Below are 18,052 nucleotides of genomic sequence, written 5' to 3' on the forward strand. Positions count from 1 at the left end.
TCCTTTAAATCTGTTATAGTTTTTGTAATTTTTTTAGTGCTTCTTTTACCAATGAAGCCGTATCTTCGCTCGCACAGCCGCTAAGCGTTTTTGAAATATCCTCTTTTTTAAACCCGAGGCTTTCAAGCGCAAGAGAAGCATCCTTGAGTGCCGTAGAGCTTGCCGTCGATTCGCTTGAGGCAAGCACGGCATCGAACCCGCTGAGTTCGACCAGAATCCGTCCTGCGCTTTTAGGCCCTATGCCCGGTACTTTTTTCAGACCCGCAACGTCATTGTTGTTGATGACGGTCGCAAATGCCGACGCCGAAAAGGTCGAACATATCGCCATGGCAACCTTGGGGCCTACTCCGTTGATCTTTATCAGCCTTTCGAACATCACCTTTTCGGATCTGTCGATAAAACCGAAAAGAAGCTGGGCGTCTTCACGGATGATGTGGGAAGTAAAAAGTTTCACCCTCTCTTTTTGAAGCGCGGAGTATGACTGAAGAGAGATAAACACCTCATAAATCACACCGTTTACATTCACATGTACGACACTCGGATCTTTATATTCTATCGTTCCTTCTACCCCTACGATCATCCTTTTATGGCCTTTATCACGTATTCGTTATCATCTGTCTGAAACAGAGCGTAAACAGTGTCGTATGAACCTTCTATAGGCGTATAGACGACATCTATAGGAGGATCGATGAGCTTAAAGCGTATCTCGTTGTATCCGATCCATCTGTCTTTGTTTATGATCCTTGCAGCGAAAATATTTTCCTGTACGGATTTTATGGACGTATTCAATTTATCTTTTCTTATACCTTGCTCGTTAAGGCTGTTTTTCAGTTCTTCCAGATGCGCCTGCACTTTTTGAAACTGCTTATACTGCTTTACAAAAGCTTCTGGCATCTTTATATCGTTTTTCTTATAATGCAGCAATCTTCTTTTGATCTCTAAAAAACTCTTTTCATTTTTTTGGATCAGCTCCGTATATTTTTCTATGTCTTTTTTGATGGCGCGTGTCTGTATCTCCACATTATCCAGTTCGTTCTCTTTTTCATCTACGTCCCTGTCGATACTATCCACGGCGAGAGGATCGATTATAAACCTGTTTTCGCTGCCCTGCATTTTATGTATCTCTATCGTTTTGCTGGCAGTCATGGTCACGTTCGAGCCGATGAGATCGATCGTGATCTCTTTTGCTTTGATATTTCCGCCTATCGCCTGTGCGACATCGATCGTATTTGCCTTGACGACGCCCTGTTCGAGCCTTGTGATATGTACGGCATCTCCCTCCGCAGTGCCTTTATGCACGTTGATGGTCAGATCATCCGCTTTTACGAAAGAGGTTTTATGGGTCTGTCCGTCTATTTTCGCGCGTTTTGCAAGAACCTTGGCTTTTGGACCTATATTGCCCTCGACGTCAAGCTCGCTGACTTCGACCTCCATTCCCATACCGACGGCGTCTTTAAACACGTCGGCTTCTTTAACCTTTAAACTTACATCGGCATCGAGGCGCGTCTCGATAGAGCCCGTGGTCTTGAAACTGATCTCATTGATATCCATTTCGTCTCTGATATCGTACGTCTCGTTCTCATAGACGATATAACCGTTTTTCTTTGCCCTGTACTCGATCGATTCTTTCGTCTCGATAGTGGCGATATTGTCACTTACTTTAAAAGTCGGAACTTTATCGGCAACCGGTTCTCTCGCCACTATAAACTCGCCTCTGCAGTTTCTTCCCGACGAGCCTTTTTTCGGCTTTATATACTCTATCAAGAGTTCATCTTTTACGACGCTGAGAATATAATTTCGCTTTGAATAATCGATTTTATCGATATCGTTCTTACTGTTTTTTTCTCTAAAATGCATGATTATCTGATCATCGAAGGTAGGTATAGGTTCTATCCCTTCTGCGACCAAAATGGCATCGGTCTTTTCAAAGGTCATGGTCTCGTTTACCATTAGCGACGCATTAAGCTTTGAGACCACTTCGGGCACCATGTCATCGAAGATCCCCACTAAAATATTCGCACGAATCTTTTTCTTGTTTATCAACTCCAGAAAATCTTCTTCAAAACTCTCGCTGTATTCTAAAAAAGAGCCGTCTTTTATGGTTAAAAAGACTTTACACATCGTAGCATTTACGCCTATGGAGAAATGAAATTTATCATACTGGGGTCTTGGTTTTTTGGTAAAGACCTCTATCTCGTAAATTTGCTTGATCTCAAAGCTCTGATCCATCAAGAGCTTGCTCTTTTTCAACGCTTCGAGCTCTTGATCGTTTATCTCTTTAAACTGATCTTCTCTCGAAGATGCCTTCTTGCGCGTCAGCGTTTCGATCTCCAAAAGATTAAAATCTAAAGAAGCGACTTCAACCCTGTTCGAGATCGCGATATTAAGAAGTTCTTTTGCTACGTTCTCCGTTCTTTTTACGACCGGACGTATAGGATTTTGTTTAGTATCTGTCTCTTTTTTTGAACCAAAGATAGCCATAATAATCCCTCTTTTTAATTAAGAGTTCTATTTTAGTATCATATTTGTTAAACTATTGTAAAATTTGTAAAAAATTAAAGAATATTATGTTTAAAGCAATCTTTACAAATAGTTTCGGGATACTTTTCTCCAGAATACTAGGGTTGATCAGGGATCTCCTGACCGCTTCGATCCTTGGAGCCAACGTTTACAGCGATATTTTTTTTATTGCTTTTAAACTCCCTAACCTTTTTCGCAGAATATTTGCCGAAGGCGCATTTACCCAGGTCTTTTTGCCGTCGTTTACCCGTTCGACGAAAAAAAGCCTTTTTTCGATCCATATTTTTGTTATATTTTTATCAATAATCCTGTTTATTACGCTGCTTGTAAATCTGTTTCCCCAACTCGCGACAAAAGCCCTTGCAATTGGATTCGACACAAAAACAATCGAACTTGCCGCACCCTATGTAACTATAAACTTTTATTATCTTACATTTATCTTTGCGGTCACTTTTTTAAGTACGCTTTTACAATATAAGCACCATTTTGCCACGACCGCTTTTGCGACGGGATTTTTAAATCTTTCTCTTATCGGCGCACTCCTTCTCTCCAAAGGTTCATCCGATGACGTGATAGTCTACTATCTCAGCTGGGGAGTCGTCATCGGCGGAGCTTTACAGCTTCTGGTACATCTTATGGCGATCTGGAAGATCGGTCTTTTAAAGATCGTTATCGGCGGCTTTAAGTACTTTAACAAAAAAGCTCTGCTGGTAAAAGAGGAGACCAAAGTTTTTCGCAAGCAGTTCTTCCCGGCCATCTGGGGAAACTCGACCGCTCAGCTTTCGGCATTTTTAGACACTTGGCTGGCCTCTTTTTTGGCTGCAGGATCCATCAGTTATCTTTACTATTCAAACCGTGTCTTTCAGCTTCCTCTTGCACTTTTTGCCATTGCCACTTCCACGGCGATCTTTCCGCGTATCGCAAGATTTTTAAGAAACAATGATCATACAAACGCCCTGAACTATCTGCAAAAAGCGTTTTGGTTCTTGGCAACCATATTGATGCTGAGCACGCTTGGAGGCTTTATCCTCTCAGACGAGATAGTCAAGCTTTTGTTTCAGCGCGGTGCATTCAGCCAGACAGATGCCGTTCATACCTCTTTTGTCTTAAAGATGTATCTCATAGGTCTTCTTCCTTTTGGGCTTAACAAGCTTTTTTCACTTTGGCTTTACGCTTCACAGTTGCAATTAAAAGCGGCTAAAATAGCTTCTTATTCATTGATATCCAATGTGATCCTCTCTCTTGCTTTGATCTCTCCCATGGGAGCGGGCGGACTTGCCCTTGCAAGCACTATAAGCGGTTTTTTAAGCTTCATTTTGACGATCAAAGTGTTTGGCACGCAGCAGTTTTTAGATATAATCTCATCGAAAAAAGCACTTTACTGGCTTTTATCTGCCCTGCTTTTCACTTTTTTCTTACTATGGTTCAAGGATTTTATAGATGGTTATATTTGACAGCGTCACCAAATCAAAAAGAGAGTTCATTCCTTTAAAAGAGAAAGAGGTGTCTTTGTACGTCTGCGGACCTACGGTTTATGATGACGCTCACCTGGGACATGCCAAAAGTGCGCTTGTTTTCGACCTGCTCTCTCGCGTCTTAAAAGCCGAGGGATATCATGTAAAATATGCCAGAAACATCACCGACATCGATGACAAGATCATAAAAAAAGCAAAAGAACTCGGCGTAGGCATCAAAGAGATTACGGACAAGTATACCGAAGCTTACCATGCGGATATGGCGCGACTCGGCGTCAAAAGACCCGATATCGAACCAAAAGCCACCGAATCACTCGATGCGATGTTTGCCATGATACAAAAGCTGATAGACAATGAACACGCATATAAGATAAGCGACGGAGATATCTATTTCGATACGCAAAGCGACAGCAAATATCTCAGTATCTCGCACAGAATCCAGGATGAAGAGGAAAAGCAAAACCGCGTAGCCAATTCCCAAGAGAAAAGACACAGCGCCGATTTTGCACTTTGGAAAAGTGTAAATGAGGGCGATGTCAGTTTTGACTCTCCCTTTGGCAAGGGACGTCCCGGATGGCACTTGGAATGTTCGGCGATGATAGAGAAGCATCTGGCAGGCGAAAATACGTCTAAATATGCCGTAGATATCCATGGAGGCGGAGCCGATCTGCTCTTTCCCCATCATGAAAACGAAGCTGCGCAGACACGATGTTCCACAGACCATGAGATAGCCGCATACTGGATGCATAACGGCTTTGTAAACATAGACGGCGAAAAGATGAGCAAAAGTCTTGGCAACAGCTTTTTTATCAAAGACGCTCTTAAGGCGTATGACGGAGAAGTACTTCGTTTTTACCTGCTCTCGACACACTACAGAAGCAACTTTAATTTCAACGAAGAGGATCTCATAGCCTCAAAAAAACGTCTTGATAGACTCTACAGACTAAAAAAACGTCTTTTCGGTTTAGAGGTGCACTTGGATTCGGAGACGGTCTTTAAGAGCAAGCTGCTTGAAGCACTCAAAGACGATCTCAATATCTCACAGGCTCTATCAATCATAGACGAGATGATCTCGGCCGTAAACGAAACGCTTGATACCCCGGGCAAACATAAAGAGCTTAAACGTGAAACCGTCATAGATTTAGCCTATATCGAGGAAATTTTGGGATTTGGTATAAAAAATCCGTTTGAGTATTTTCAGACAGGCGTCGACGCCGATACGAAAAAGAAAATAAAAGAGCTTATAGAAAAACGCGACGAAGCCAAAAAAGCAAAAGATTTCGAAGCTTCAGACAGGCTAAGAGACGAGATACTCGCCTTTGGTGTAAATATAATGGATACGCCGCAGGGGACTTTCTGGGAAAAAAGATAACAAAAGAGTTCCCGCAGGCTTTTTCATTGTAAAAAAGATCTCTTGATATCTTCGGCAGAAACAGGCTTTGAATACAAATAACCTTGAATGCTGTCACAGTCCTCTTTTATCAGGAACTCTTTTTGTTCGTTATCTTCCACACCTTCGGCGATGAGTTTGAGGTTGAGACCTTTTGCAAGTCCGATTATAGCTCTTGTAATACTGACATCCTCTTCATTATGAGGCAGGTCCTTTATAAACGATTTATCAATCTTCAGCTTATCTATAGGCAGACGTTTGAGATACGACAAAGAAGAGTGTCCCGTTCCAAAATCATCGACGGCAAGTTCGATTCCCATATCGCTGATCTGCTGCAGAACCCTTATGGACTCTTCGGGGTTTTGCATAATCTGACTCTCCGTTATTTCAAGCTCTATCCATTGCGCCTTGCATTTTGTCTGCTCAAGGGTCATTTTAAGAAAATCGATAAAATCTTTCTGTTCGATCTGTTTCATCGACAGGTTCAATGCCAATATGCCAGGAGCTAATCCGTCATCATGCCATTGAACCATCTGTTTCATAGCGGTCTTCATGACCCATCTGTCTATCTCTACGATGAGTCCCGTCTCTTCGGCGATAGGCAAGAAAATGTCCGGAAAAATGAGACCGTTTTTCGGATGCTGCCACCGCACCAAGGCTTCTATGCCGACAATTTTATCCGTTTTTGCATTCATCTGAGGCTGATAATATATAACAAATTCGTTATTCTCAAGCGCCTGACGCAGACTCGTATCAAGAGCGACATGCTCAAGCGCCATATCCGTCATCTTCGCAGAATAAAACTGAAAAGTGCTTCTTCCTTCATCTTTTGCCTTGTACATGGCGGCATCGGCGAATTTTAAAAGATCATGAGGATCATCGCTATCCTGAGGAAAAAGACTGATTCCGATACTTCCCGAAATATAAAAAGTATATTCGTCGACATAGAGGGGTTTTGAGAGGACGTTGAGTATTTTTTGAGATAAAAGCGAGGCGTCCTGCGGTTTTTTTATCCCGCTCATCAATATGGTGAATTCGTCACCTCCCAAACGGCATAAGGTATCTTCCGCCCGGATAGCGGATTTTATCCTCAAAGAGATCGTTTTTAATACTTCATCACCTATCCTGTGTCCTAAGGAGTCGTTTATCTTTTTAAATCTGTCAAGATCGATAAAAAACAATGCAAAGCTCTCTTTGTTGCGTTTTCCTTTTTCGATCAACTGGTTGAGCCTATCGTTGAAAAGGACTCTGTTTGGCAGTCCGGTGAGAAAATCATGGTGCGCCTGATGCTGCAAGATACTTTTTTGCTCACGCAGTTCATCCTGGACTTCCAGATACTCCGTGATATCTCTGGCCGATTCGATGATCCCTATACATTTTTTTTCGCTGTCAAAAAGCGGCGAAGCAGCCAGCTCTACATAATATTTATTGCCCGAAAGGCCGCAATGCTGGTGCACTACGGTCGTAAACTTGTTCGTCTTTATGACCTCTTTTAACGGACAGGGATGTTCCTTTCCGTCGCAGGGCGTCGAACGCCGATGCGATATCTCGTAGCACTTGGGATTCTCTTTGTCTGCCACCATGGACTGGTCTATACTTTTTTCCAAAACGCTGTTCATTATCTCAACGGAGAAATCTCTTTTTATCATCATTATGGGGTAATCGACACCGTCTATGACCGCCCGCAGATATTCATGCTGCTCTTTTATCTTTTTTGTACGCTCTTCGACTCTCTCTTCGAGCGAAGCGTTTAATTTTTGCAGATTTTCTCTTGCGGTCTCATACTTCTTTTTGATAGCGTCAAACTGGCTTAAAGCTTCTTGTGATAATTTCAGCCGTCTCTCTAATATCTTTATTTTCTTTTTCAAATCTTCTGCCATAGATTCGCCCTTAGTGCAATTCGCTGTAAATTATATCTAAACCGCATTTTAAGTTTTTTAAATATTCCATCGCATCCGATATATTTTTATTACTTATAATGGAACCGTGTTGGGGAAGGATCGCTTCTATGTGTTCATTCTCGATTTTTTTTGCATATCCTCTTGAAGCGATATTGGATGCCATATAGTCTATGTGAAAAAGATCCATATTGGATTTATGCGCTTCAAAATCATTGACGACCAGGTTCCAGTCGGTGTCGAGCGCCGCCCAGATATCTCCGGAAAACAGCATATGCGAAGTGATATCCAATGTTGTAAACGCACCGGGAAAGTGCAAAAAAGGAGATTCTATGAATTTTAAGGTTCTTCCGCTTTTAAAGCGGTACTCGTTTTGCAGGGAAATATTGTAAAAGTCGTATTCTTTTTTGCCATGATAGGGAAGCAGAACGTTCGTACGGGTCGAAGTATAAATGAGCATCCGGGGGTTTACTCCCAGCCAGTCCACCATGGAAGCCGCTACGTCGGGATCCTGATGAGACAAGATCAATCCCGTTACTTTTTCAGGTTCGATGATATCTGCAACCCTTCTTCTAAGCTCTTCGTGATATATTCTGCTTCCTGGGTCTACCAAAAGATACTCATCGCCGTCTTGTATTAGGTAAACATTGCATCGAAATGCGGTCTCTTCTTCTATACCCATCCAGTATATCTTATGGTCAGGAGAATCAAAAAGTAAAATATTTCCGTCACATTCAATGTTTTTGTTTTTGTTACTATCTATTAAACCGTAACTCATATTTTAAAACCTATTTTTATATCTTTTGTGATAATAACCAATTTTAGTCGATCTTACGCTTAAACAACGGTAAAATGTTTTATCAAATATTTACCTATATTTCAGTAAAATAACAAAATTTTTAATATTGGATCGCTTATAATATGTTGAATTACGAAACCCTAAAACCATGGCTTTTTAAGCTTCAACCGGAAAATGCACACCATCTGGCGGAGTGTTTTTTAAGAATGCCCAATATCTGTCCAAACCTTTTTAACGGATTTTTAAACGATCATTTTATAACCAGTCCCATACTGCAGCAAAAGCTTTTTGGCGTAGACTTCTTGAATCCCGTGGGACTTGGCGCCGGATTTGACAAAAATGCGACGATGATACGCGGTATTCAGGCGCTTGGATTTGGGTTTACGGAGATAGGAACACTAACGCCAAAACCGCAGCCGGGAAATCCAAAACCGAGGATGTTCCGCCATATAGAAGAGGAATCGATCCAGAACGCCATGGGCTTTAACAACGACGGTCTCTTAAAAGCGCAAAAAAGACTACAGCAGAGATATCCGTTCTCAACCCCTATCGGTATCAACATCGGAAAGAACAAAACGACATCCGAACGCGATGCCATCAGCGACTATACAACACTGATCAAAGCGCTTCACACCCTTGGAGACTACATCGTTATAAACATCTCTTCTCCAAATACGCCCGGTCTTAGAGACCTGCAAAACGAAGAGTTTATCTCGTCGCTTTTTGCCGAATCTAAAGAACTTACGTCCAAACCTATTTTGCTAAAGATCGCTCCCGATATGAGCGAAGCGCAGGCGGTCGATCTGACAAGTCTTGCAGTCGAAAAAGGAGCAGACGGTATCATTGCGACAAATACGACGATCGACTACTCTTTGGTTAAACATCCAAAAGAGATAGGTGGACTCAGCGGCGCCGTCTTGAAAGAAAAAAGTTTTGAGATATTTGAAGCCGTCGCAAAAGAGCTGTTCAATAAAACAACGCTTATATCCGTAGGCGGAATAAACTCGGCGCAAGAAGCGTACAGGCGCATAAAAGCGGGAGCTTCTTTGGTTCAGATCTACAGCGGACTGATCTTTGGCGGCCCGGATATGATCAGAGATATAAATCTTGAGCTTATCAATCTGATTCAAGCCGACAAGTATACGAACATAACTCAAGCCATCGGTGCCGACAGACGATGAAAACCATATTTGCAATTATTGCAGTACTGGCGATAGCCATGGGTATAGCATATAACCTAAAAGATATCAAACCACCAATAAAAGAGAGCAAAGTGAATAAACAACATATGAATTCATCACTTCCCGAGTATGAGACAAAAACGCTGGAAAACGGTTTACAGATAGTCGTGATCCCGATGCACAACGATTCAAACGTCATCTCTACCGATATCTTTTATAAAGTCGGCAGCAGAAATGAAGTCATGGGTAAAACAGGCATCGCGCATATGCTTGAACATATGAACTTCAAATCAACTAAACATCTTGCTGCGGGCGAGTTTGACAAAGAGGTAAAAAGCATAGGCGGCGTCAACAATGCATCGACAGGATTTGATTTTACGCATTATTACATCAAATCAAGCACGCAGAACCTCGATAAATCGCTCTCTCTTTTTGCCGAGCTTATGAAAAACCTGAACCTCAAAGACGACGAGTTTCAACCCGAGCGCAATGTCGTAGCCGAAGAGAGACGCTGGAGAACGGATAACAATCCTATCGGATATCTGTATTTCAGACTGTTTAACAACGCTTTTGTCTATCATCCGTATCACTGGACTCCGATAGGTTTTATGAATGATATTCAGACTTGGACACTCAAAGATATCCAGGATTTTCACAAAACCTACTATCAGCCCAAAAATGCTATACTCATTGTGACAGGAGACGTCGATCCAAACAACGTCTTTGCCGCCGCAAAAAAAGAGTTCGAACAGATCAAAAACTCTACCGCCATTCCCGAAGTCAAGTTCGTAGAACCTGAACAAGACGGTCCAAAAAGAGTGACTATCTATAAAGAGAGCGAAGTGGAGATGATTGCCATCGCGTTTCATATCCCCAACTTCCAGGATCCCGATCAGATAAAGCTTTCGGCGATCAGCGAAATGCTCAGCAGCGGAAAAAGCTCCAGGCTTTATTCCGAACTCGTAGATAAAAAACATCTCGTCAATCAGATCTACGCTTACAACATGGAGCAAAAAGATCCGGGAATATTTCTTTTCATGGCTTCATGCAATCCCGGCGTAAAAGCAGAAGATGTCGAAAAAGAGATAAAAGAGCAGATAGAGCTTATGAAGACGCAGAAGGTTTCTCAAGCCGAACTCGACAAAGTGAAGATAAATACAAAATCCGAATTTATCTACTCACTGGAGAGTTCGACGTCGGTAGCGAACCTTTTTGGGAGCTATCTGGCGCGCGGAGATATAAAACCGCTTGAAGAGTATGAAGAAGCGATAAACAAACTCACTGTCGACGATGTGCAAAAAACCGCACAAAAATATTTTGATTTTTCAAAATCGACGACCGTCATTCTTAGAAAAAAACCTCAAGGAGAGAAATAGTATGAAACTTGTAACCGGTGCTACGACGGCACTTATCACTCCGTTTAAAAACGGAAAACTCGACGAACAGTCATTTGCCGCTCTTATCAAACGCCAAATAGACCACGGAATCGACGCAGTTTGTCCGGTCGGAACTACAGGAGAGAGTGCTACGTTGACCCACGATGAAGACAAAAGATGTATGGAGATCGCAGTAGAGATATGTAAAGGCACAAATACCAAAGTCCTTGCAGGTGCGGGAAGCAACTCCACCGCAGAAGCGATACAGACGGCGAAAACAGCACAAAACTGCGGAGTGGATGCAATATTTTCCGTAAGTCCCTACTACAATAAACCTTCTCAGGAGGGATTGTACCAGCACTATAAAGCCATAGCCGAATCGGTACCCGAACTTCCTTTCATGCTTTATAATGTTCCGGGACGTACGGGAGTGGACATACAAGCAGATACGGTCATAAGACTTTTTGATGATGTAAATAACATCTACGGCATCAAAGAAGCGACGGGAAGCATCGAAAGAACGATAGAACTTCTTTCAAGAAGACCCGACCTCAAAGTCTTCAGCGGCGACGATGCGATCGACTACCCTATTTTGGCAAACGGAGGCACGGGAGTGACTTCTGTCACGAGCAACCTGCTGCCGGATCTAAAAAGCGAACTTGTAAAACGTGCGCTTAGCGGAGATCATGCAGGTTCAAAAGCCATAAACGACCTGCTCTATCCGATAAACAAGATCCTGTTCGTCGAATCCAATCCGATCATGATAAAAGCGGCTATGTATATAGCCGGACTTATCGAAACGTTAGAGTACAGACTGCCTCTTGTGGCACCGAGTACAGAAAACATGAAAAAACTTGAAACCGTTATGAAAAATTACACGATAAAAGGATTGTAATTATGAAGGGAAAAACTCTATTTGTCAGCGGCGGAACCCGCGGTATCGGAAAAGCTATCGTCTATGCCTTTGCAAAAAACGGCTGTGACGTTGCGTTTACTTATGCTTCGAGTACGGATGCAGCCGATGAGATAATCGCCGATGTAGAATCGAAATTCGGCATAAAAGCAAAAGCGTACAAGCTCAATATCTTAGAACCCGAAACATACAAAGAGGTTTATGAGCTCTTCGATCAAGATTTTGAAAGACTGGATTTTTTCATTTCCAATGCTATCATCTCGGGACGTGCGGTCGTAGGCGGATTTGGCCCGTTTATGAGATTAAAGCCAAAAGGTCTCAATAACATCTATATAGCAACTGTCGATGCTTTTGTAGTAGGTGCACAGGAAGCCGCAAAAAGAATGGAAAAAACGGGAGGCGGAAGCATCATAAGCATGAGCTCGACAGGCAATCTTGTCTATACGCCGAACTATGCAGGACATGGAACGAATAAAGCGGCAGTCGAAGCGATGGTGCGCTATGCGGCTGCCGAGCTCGGTGAAAAAGGGATCCGCGTTAATGCCGTAAGCGGCGGTCCTATAGATACCGATGCCCTCAAAGCGTTTCCAAACTACGAAGAGGTTAAAAGCGAGGTCGTATCGCGTTCTCCTCTCAGCCGTATGGGCGAAGCCGAAGACCTTACGGGTGCATGTCTGTTTCTGTGTTCGGACGCCGCATCTTGGATGACGGGTCAAACCGTGGTCATAGACGGCGGAACTACGTTTCAATAAATGAAAACGGGTAAAGAGCAAAACTCCTTGCCCGCATTGACGATAAGGCACAAAAGTCTGTTCCTTTAAAGACAGATTTGTCGAGCTTTCTTTATATGTAAAAAATTTGAAAAATAACCTAAAAATCTACTGCATATCTGAAAGATTTACGGTATAATTTCCACTCTTTACCGGGGATATAGCTCAGCTGGGAGAGCGCGACGCTGGCAGCGTCGAGGTCAGGGGTTCGAGCCCCCTTATCTCCACCACTTTATCTTTGTCTAAATACCCACAAATGACTATACCAATACCACTTATTATCATCTGCTTTTGCCGTACAGGTATAATGATCTCTCGGAAGTTTCAGACGCGTTTTTGATTGTATGACGACCTCTTTGTCGTCGATCCACTGCATCTTGATCTTATCTCCGTCGGATTTATAGCACTGCAGGTTTTTTATCGGTTCTTTAAGCTTAATGCGGAGTTTTGGAGGGTTCTTTCCGTTTAGCATGGTATCTACCGGCTCTTCATAAACGATCGGCAAAGGAACCGTATTGAGTTTTAATAAAAAGCCTTTTGGCGTTGCATAAGTTTCCGACATTGGAAAACGGGGCACACGGGTTAAGTCCGTATCTTGCCCAAAAGGTCCTGAAAGCTGCGATATACCCGCATACTCGAGCTCTTTTATAAGTGCTTCTGTCTGCACACTATACTCGCCAAACGGATATGCAAGCATTTTCGGTGTTTCGCACAAAGCATCTCCAAGCTCTTTACGCAGTTTTTCTTCAGCTTTTTCGATCTCGGCAGTCGCTCTTTTTTTCCACTGCTCTTTGTTCTCGGACTTTTTTTGCGTAAGATAATCATGTGAGTACGTATGATTTGCAAACGAAGCGCCATGCTTACCCATCTCCCGCATCTCGTCCCAGCTCATGTAGCGTTTTGATTTATGGATAACGGGCATCGTATTGACAAAAACGGTAAAGGGAAAATCTTTTTGTTTTAAAAGCGGATAAGCCTTTGTATAAACGCTTTTGTAGGCATCATCCATACAGATCGCAACCGTTTTTGGAGGGATGGGCCTGTTTTCTCTCATATAGTTGACGATCTTGGATAAAGGCCAGACATTGTAATGGTTGTCTTTTAAATAGTTTAGCTGATACTTGAACTGTTCAAGGCGGATATTGGTCGAGGGATATCTTGTCTCTCCGAACCTGTGATAGGTAAAAACAATAGCATAGTTCGTATCATCGGCTTTATTTTTGATATTTTCGGCAGACAAAAGGCTCTCAAACAGGTATATAAAAAACAAAAAAAATACAACGATTTTCATATATAAACCCTTCCCTATAAAATTATGACTACAATAGTATCATATTAAAAGCGAAGATATTTTATAAAAGAGTATTTATTATATATTTTTATATGCAGATTCAAGAAGAGGACCTCCGAAAAAATCGGAGATCAAATATTTACTACCAGCCTCTTGTTATGGCATGACAGTGTGTACAGCTGTGAACAACTCCCGAATAAGCGTCAGAAGCATTGACGATACTGCCCGCTTTTACATACTCTTTCATCGTATCAAGATAAAAGTTCAGATTTTTTACGTTTATATAAGCGACCTTTGAAAATCTTTTTTTATCCTGCGGTAAAAAAGACGCGGAAGATTTTGCATCATGAAAAGCGCTGTTGGCTTTTTTTATTTTATCGATACCCTTTAGTATCGAATCTTTATTGTTATATAAAAAACCGTCTTGGACCTGCAACAGTCCGTCTCTCATATTTTTCATACTTCCTTGAATATTATCATCTGCATGTAATCCAAGCGCAGCCAACAAACTTAAACCGATCAATACCTTTTTCATTCACTCATCCTTATGTTTTTATATTAACTGTGTTCTCAAACATTATATTAAAAATAAAACGTTTTCTTGAACATAAATTAAGAAAAACTTATCTTTTTAGCGTAATAATAGCGGTTTTAACAATTTGAGATTACAAAAAGTAACATTTAACAAAAAACACCCAATTCGTTTTATCACATAATAATTCGTGAATAGTAATAGAGTTAAGATAACTATGCAACAAGGAGTAACTATGCATAGACCGAATCCGACTCAAACGGAACATACATTAAAGAATGAAGATTTTATAGTTTCGAAGACAGATACGAAAGGAAAAATCATATATGGAAACAAAATTTTTATCAAAATATCAGGTTATGCCGAATCAGAACTAATGGGACAACCCCACTCGATCATAAGACATCCGGATATGCCGAAAATAGTTTTTAAACTGCTGTGGGAACGTGTTCAAAGTAAAAAAGAGATATTTGCTTATGTTAAAAACCTATGTAAAGACGGGGGTTATTACTGGGTTTTTGCAAATGTGACGGCTACACTTGACGGAAGCGGCAATATCAGGGATTTCCATTCGGTAAGACGCAAACCGAGTGCAAAAGCGATGGCAGTGATTCCTGATCTTTATAAAGAACTTCTCTCCGCCGAAAAATCGGGAGGAATGGAAGCTTCAAAAAATCTGCTTGATAAAATATTAGACGAAAAAGGAGTCGACTATGACGGGTTTATCCTCAGCCTTCAACAATAAACAAACTTTATTTTTTATTTTACTTTCACTGATCGGAGCGGTCGTGGCGGCTATCTTTGCCTCATACATTGCTGCGGTGATTTTACTAATTATGATTCCGATAGGGTTGTTCATTCCCGAACAATCGGTATGCGATAAAATATTTCAAGACGACCTTGTCCGTCAGATCCGCGATGTCCTCATAAAAGCGGGAAGCGGCAATATCTCCGACCGCGTAACGAACATAGATGACAAACACGTGCTGCAGGGAGTGGCATGGGGGATCAACGATATGCTGGATCAAACAGAACAGATCATGCGCGATATCCGTTCGGGTATCTCCGAAGCAAATACAGGCAATCCGAAAAGAATAGTGTTTAAAGAAGGATACAAAGGTGATTATGCATCGATATGCCCGGATATAAACGCCGCCATCGCTTCCGTCGTAGCTACATTCAAAAGCAAAATGAGAGTAGAACTCTCAAATAAATTTGAAAAAGAGAGCGGCGGCATCTCAAGCGGTCTGGTCGTCATCCAAGACGCTATCATCAAAAATACCGGCTATACGCAGATCATCAATGATTCTGCTACCCAAAGTGCTCAAAAGGTTCAAAACTCTCAAGAAAGCGTCGCAAACATTGTCGAAAACATTGAACATCTGCTGCAGCTTATCGGTCATTCGAACACGGCGATAACCTCGCTAAACGAAAGAACGAACGAGATCAGCGCTATTGCCAGCCTGATCAAAGATATTGCAGATCAGACAAATCTTCTCGCACTAAATGCAGCCATAGAAGCAGCCCGTGCAGGCGAGCACGGACGCGGATTCGCCGTTGTTGCGGATGAAGTGAGAAAACTTGCCGAACGTACGCAAAAAGCGACTCAGGAGATATCGATGACGCTTCAAACGCTCCAGCAGGAAGCAAACGATATTCTCTCGGGTTCTGAAGATATGAACAGGCTTGCTTCCGATTCTCAAGAGAGCGTCAGCAATTTCGAAGAGGTCATAAACGATTTCTCTCATACCGTATCTGAAACCGCAACCATGTCCCAGCTCATAAACAGTTCGCTTTTTGCAACACTGGTGAAAGTGGATCATATCGTATTTAAACATAATGCTTACACAGCTATTTTCAATGAAGATGCACAAAAAGCGGCTGCCTTTTCCAACCATCACGAATGTAGAATGGGCAAATGGTATTATGAAGGCAACGGCAAGAAGATGTTCTCCCATACACCGGCTTATAAAAAAATGGAAGCTCCGCACGCGAGCGTGCACAGTCATGTCATTAAAGCCGTTCAATGCGCCATTAAAGGTGATTGTCTCTCTCCTAAGAACTTCGATAACCTTATTACCGAGATGTTCGCTATGGAAAACAACAGCAAAGAACTCTTCTTATATCTCGACGATATGGTCAAAGAAGCCAATCCTGATCTAAAAGTCTGACACTGACACAAACAAAGTTCTTCAAAATATAGATTAAATATTTTGAAACTTTGTTATCATATCTCTTTACATTAAGTCCCAATAAGTAATAACAAGCTAAAATTTCAAATAAAAAATAAGGATTTTTTTGTTAAATCTACCGAATCTTTTAGCCTCTTTACGAATACTTATCGCTCCTGTCATGTTTTGGATAATACTAAATCAGCAAGCCTTTATACAAAACGGTTATGACATAACTTGGAACTATTATACGGCATCTTTGCTTTTCGTGCTTGCTTCGGTCACAGATTTTTTTGACGGATATATAGCAAGAGAATGGAACCAATCGACGCTTTTGGGCGCTATATTGGACCCTCTTGCCGACAAGATGCTGACACTGGCGGCTTTTTTGGGTCTTATGATGACGGGCGTTGCTTCTGTGTGGGCAATATATATCATCATCATCCGTGAACTTTTCATTACAGCGCTCAGAACGGTCGCCGTAGGGGAACAGATAAGCGTAAAAGCTTCGTTTGCGGGGAAAGTAAAGACCGTTTCGCAGATGTTTGCGATAGGTTTTTTGCTGATGCATTGGCCATACGGTACCCTGCTTTTATGGATCGCCGTTGCCATGACCGTCTATTCGGGAGCCGAGTATGTCTGGAGTTTTAGAAGAGCAATATTAAAGGATAGTATATAAAATGAGTTGGTTGGTTTCATTATTAGTCTTATCGGCGCTTATCTTCTTTCATGAGCTCGGTCACTATGCGATGGCTAGATTTTTTGGCGTATATATAGAGATATTCAGTATCGGGTTCGGGAAAAAAATAGCCTCTTTTAGGATGTTTAATACCGAATGGAGGATAGCGATGATCCCTCTTGGCGGCTACGTGAAGATGAAAGGACAAGACGACAGCGATCCGACCGTAAAAAGCTATGACAAGGACAGTTATAACTCAAAAACGCCTCTTCAAAGGATTTTGATCCTCTTTGCAGGTCCCGCAGCAAACTTTGTATTGGCATTTTTTCTTTATATCTTTATCGGTCTTGGCTCACCTGCGATACTCTCGCCCGTCATCGGAAAGATATCTCCGAATTCTCCCGCTTTTATTGCCGGACTTGAATCAAACGATACGATCACGGCGATAGACGGCAAAAGCATAACCACCTGGGAAGAGATGTCGGACATCATCTCTCACAATAAGGGAGAATCTCTTGATCTTAAGGTAAAAAGAGCCGACAAGATTTTGCATATAAGTCTGACTCCGAAGATCACGAAGACAAAAAGCATGTTCAATGAAGATATCTATAAACCGATGATAGGAGTAGGAAGCGCGGGTGTCACGCACAAGCTTGACCTCACACCCGGTGAAGTCATAAAATACGCGGCCGATCAGACCGCCTTTGCTTCGACCATGATATTTAAAAGCGTAGAAAAACTGATAATGGGCGACGTACCTGCAAAAGAGATGGGCGGTGTGATCTCCATCATGAAAATAACCTCGGATGCAACTGCGCAGGGCTGGATGGCGGTTTTATTCTTTGCCGCGCTTATCTCGGTCAATCTCGGCGTGTTGAACATCCTGCCGATCCCCGCACTTGACGGCGGACATATTATGTTCAATCTCTACGAGATGGTGACAAGACGCGCACCGAGCGAAGCGATGCTTGTCAGACTCACGATCGCCGGATGGGTGATATTGTTCAGTCTGATGGGACTTGGACTCTATAATGACATTAACAGACTGATAGGATAG

Annotated in this window: 16 protein-coding genes and 1 tRNA gene; 11 read left to right on the forward strand and 6 right to left on the reverse strand. The window is 42.1% G+C overall.

What is annotated here, in order from left to right; translation table 11 throughout:
* Positions 1-13: 13 nt before the first annotated feature.
* Positions 14-580 carry a Holliday junction branch migration protein RuvA gene (ruvA, locus tag WCY03_RS06560; RefSeq protein ID WP_345991350.1) on the reverse strand — a complete coding sequence of 189 codons (567 nt, stop codon included), beginning with the start codon at positions 578-580 and terminating at the stop codon, positions 14-16.
* A complete protein-coding gene (locus tag WCY03_RS06565; RefSeq protein ID WP_345991352.1) occupies positions 577-2,481 on the reverse strand; it encodes a flagellar assembly protein A in 1,905 nt (634 codons plus the stop codon). Before WCY03_RS06565 ends, ruvA begins: the two co-directional genes overlap by 4 nt.
* An 86-nt stretch (positions 2,482-2,567) precedes the next feature.
* Here WCY03_RS06565 and murJ point away from each other — a divergent pair, with 86 nt between their 5' ends.
* Together murJ and cysS are read left to right on the forward strand one after the other, a co-directional pair.
* On the forward strand, positions 2,568-3,974 hold the full coding sequence (murJ, locus tag WCY03_RS06570) for a murein biosynthesis integral membrane protein MurJ (RefSeq protein WP_345991355.1): 1,407 nt from the start codon (positions 2,568-2,570) through the stop codon (positions 3,972-3,974).
* Positions 3,961-5,367 carry a cysteine--tRNA ligase gene (gene cysS, locus WCY03_RS06575; protein ID WP_345991356.1) on the forward strand — a complete coding sequence of 469 codons (1,407 nt, stop codon included), beginning with the start codon at positions 3,961-3,963 and terminating at the stop codon, positions 5,365-5,367. Before murJ ends, cysS begins: the two co-directional genes overlap by 14 nt.
* A gap of 23 nt (positions 5,368-5,390) precedes the next feature.
* Here the strand turns inward: cysS and WCY03_RS06580 are convergent, their stop codons facing one another.
* A complete protein-coding gene (locus WCY03_RS06580; protein WP_345991358.1) occupies positions 5,391-7,265 on the reverse strand; it encodes an EAL domain-containing protein in 1,875 nt (624 codons plus the stop codon).
* Positions 7,266-7,275: 10 nt separating this feature from the next.
* The gene (locus WCY03_RS06585; protein ID WP_345991359.1) at positions 7,276-8,061 is read right to left on the reverse strand and encodes an MBL fold metallo-hydrolase; all 786 of its coding nucleotides are present in this window, start codon (positions 8,059-8,061) and stop codon (positions 7,276-7,278) included.
* A gap of 143 nt (positions 8,062-8,204) precedes the next feature.
* On the opposite strand from WCY03_RS06585, the gene WCY03_RS06590 reads away from it, so the two are divergent.
* The 5 genes from WCY03_RS06590 (at position 8,205) to WCY03_RS06610 (ending at position 12,552) form a co-directional block, all read left to right on the forward strand.
* A complete protein-coding gene (locus tag WCY03_RS06590) occupies positions 8,205-9,263 on the forward strand; it encodes a quinone-dependent dihydroorotate dehydrogenase (protein ID WP_345991361.1) in 1,059 nt (352 codons plus the stop codon).
* A gap of 107 nt (positions 9,264-9,370) precedes the next feature.
* Complete coding sequence (locus WCY03_RS06595) at positions 9,371-10,639, forward strand: pitrilysin family protein (protein WP_345994067.1); 1,269 nt, start codon at positions 9,371-9,373, stop codon at positions 10,637-10,639.
* 1 nt (position 10,640) lies between these two features.
* Positions 10,641-11,534 carry a 4-hydroxy-tetrahydrodipicolinate synthase gene (gene dapA / locus WCY03_RS06600; protein WP_345991363.1) on the forward strand — a complete coding sequence of 298 codons (894 nt, stop codon included), beginning with the start codon at positions 10,641-10,643 and terminating at the stop codon, positions 11,532-11,534.
* 2 nt (positions 11,535-11,536) lie between these two features.
* On the forward strand, positions 11,537-12,304 hold the full coding sequence (locus tag WCY03_RS06605; RefSeq protein WP_345991366.1) for an enoyl-ACP reductase: 768 nt from the start codon (positions 11,537-11,539) through the stop codon (positions 12,302-12,304).
* Positions 12,305-12,476: 172 nt separating this feature from the next.
* Positions 12,477-12,552, forward strand: a tRNA-Ala gene (locus WCY03_RS06610).
* Between the two features lie 2 nt (positions 12,553-12,554).
* Here WCY03_RS06610 and WCY03_RS06615 read toward each other — a convergent pair.
* Positions 12,555-13,613, reverse strand: coding sequence for a polysaccharide deacetylase family protein (locus WCY03_RS06615; RefSeq protein WP_345991368.1), 1,059 nt, complete (start codon positions 13,611-13,613; stop codon positions 12,555-12,557).
* Positions 13,614-13,755: 142 nt separating this feature from the next.
* A complete protein-coding gene (locus tag WCY03_RS06620; protein ID WP_345991370.1) occupies positions 13,756-14,148 on the reverse strand; it encodes a hypothetical protein in 393 nt (130 codons plus the stop codon).
* Positions 14,149-14,380: 232 nt separating this feature from the next.
* Between WCY03_RS06620 and WCY03_RS06625 the strand changes: the two genes are divergently transcribed.
* From WCY03_RS06625 to rseP, 4 genes are all read left to right on the forward strand, one after another.
* Positions 14,381-14,890, forward strand: a complete 510-nt coding sequence (locus WCY03_RS06625; RefSeq protein WP_345991373.1) for a PAS domain-containing protein — start codon at positions 14,381-14,383, stop codon at positions 14,888-14,890.
* A complete protein-coding gene (locus WCY03_RS06630; protein WP_345991375.1) occupies positions 14,859-16,316 on the forward strand; it encodes a methyl-accepting chemotaxis protein in 1,458 nt (485 codons plus the stop codon). The genes WCY03_RS06625 and WCY03_RS06630 overlap by 32 nt, the downstream gene beginning before the upstream one ends.
* A 127-nt stretch (positions 16,317-16,443) precedes the next feature.
* A complete protein-coding gene (pgsA, locus tag WCY03_RS06635) occupies positions 16,444-16,995 on the forward strand; it encodes a CDP-diacylglycerol--glycerol-3-phosphate 3-phosphatidyltransferase (RefSeq protein WP_345991377.1) in 552 nt (183 codons plus the stop codon).
* A 1-nt stretch (position 16,996) separates the two neighbouring features.
* Positions 16,997-18,052, forward strand: coding sequence for an RIP metalloprotease RseP (gene rseP, locus WCY03_RS06640; protein ID WP_345991380.1), 1,056 nt, complete (start codon positions 16,997-16,999; stop codon positions 18,050-18,052).

The sequence above is a fragment of the Sulfurimonas sp. HSL-1716 genome, assembly GCF_039645975.1.
GTDB classification, from domain to species: Bacteria; Campylobacterota; Campylobacteria; order Campylobacterales; family Sulfurimonadaceae; genus Hydrocurvibacter; species Hydrocurvibacter sulfurireducens.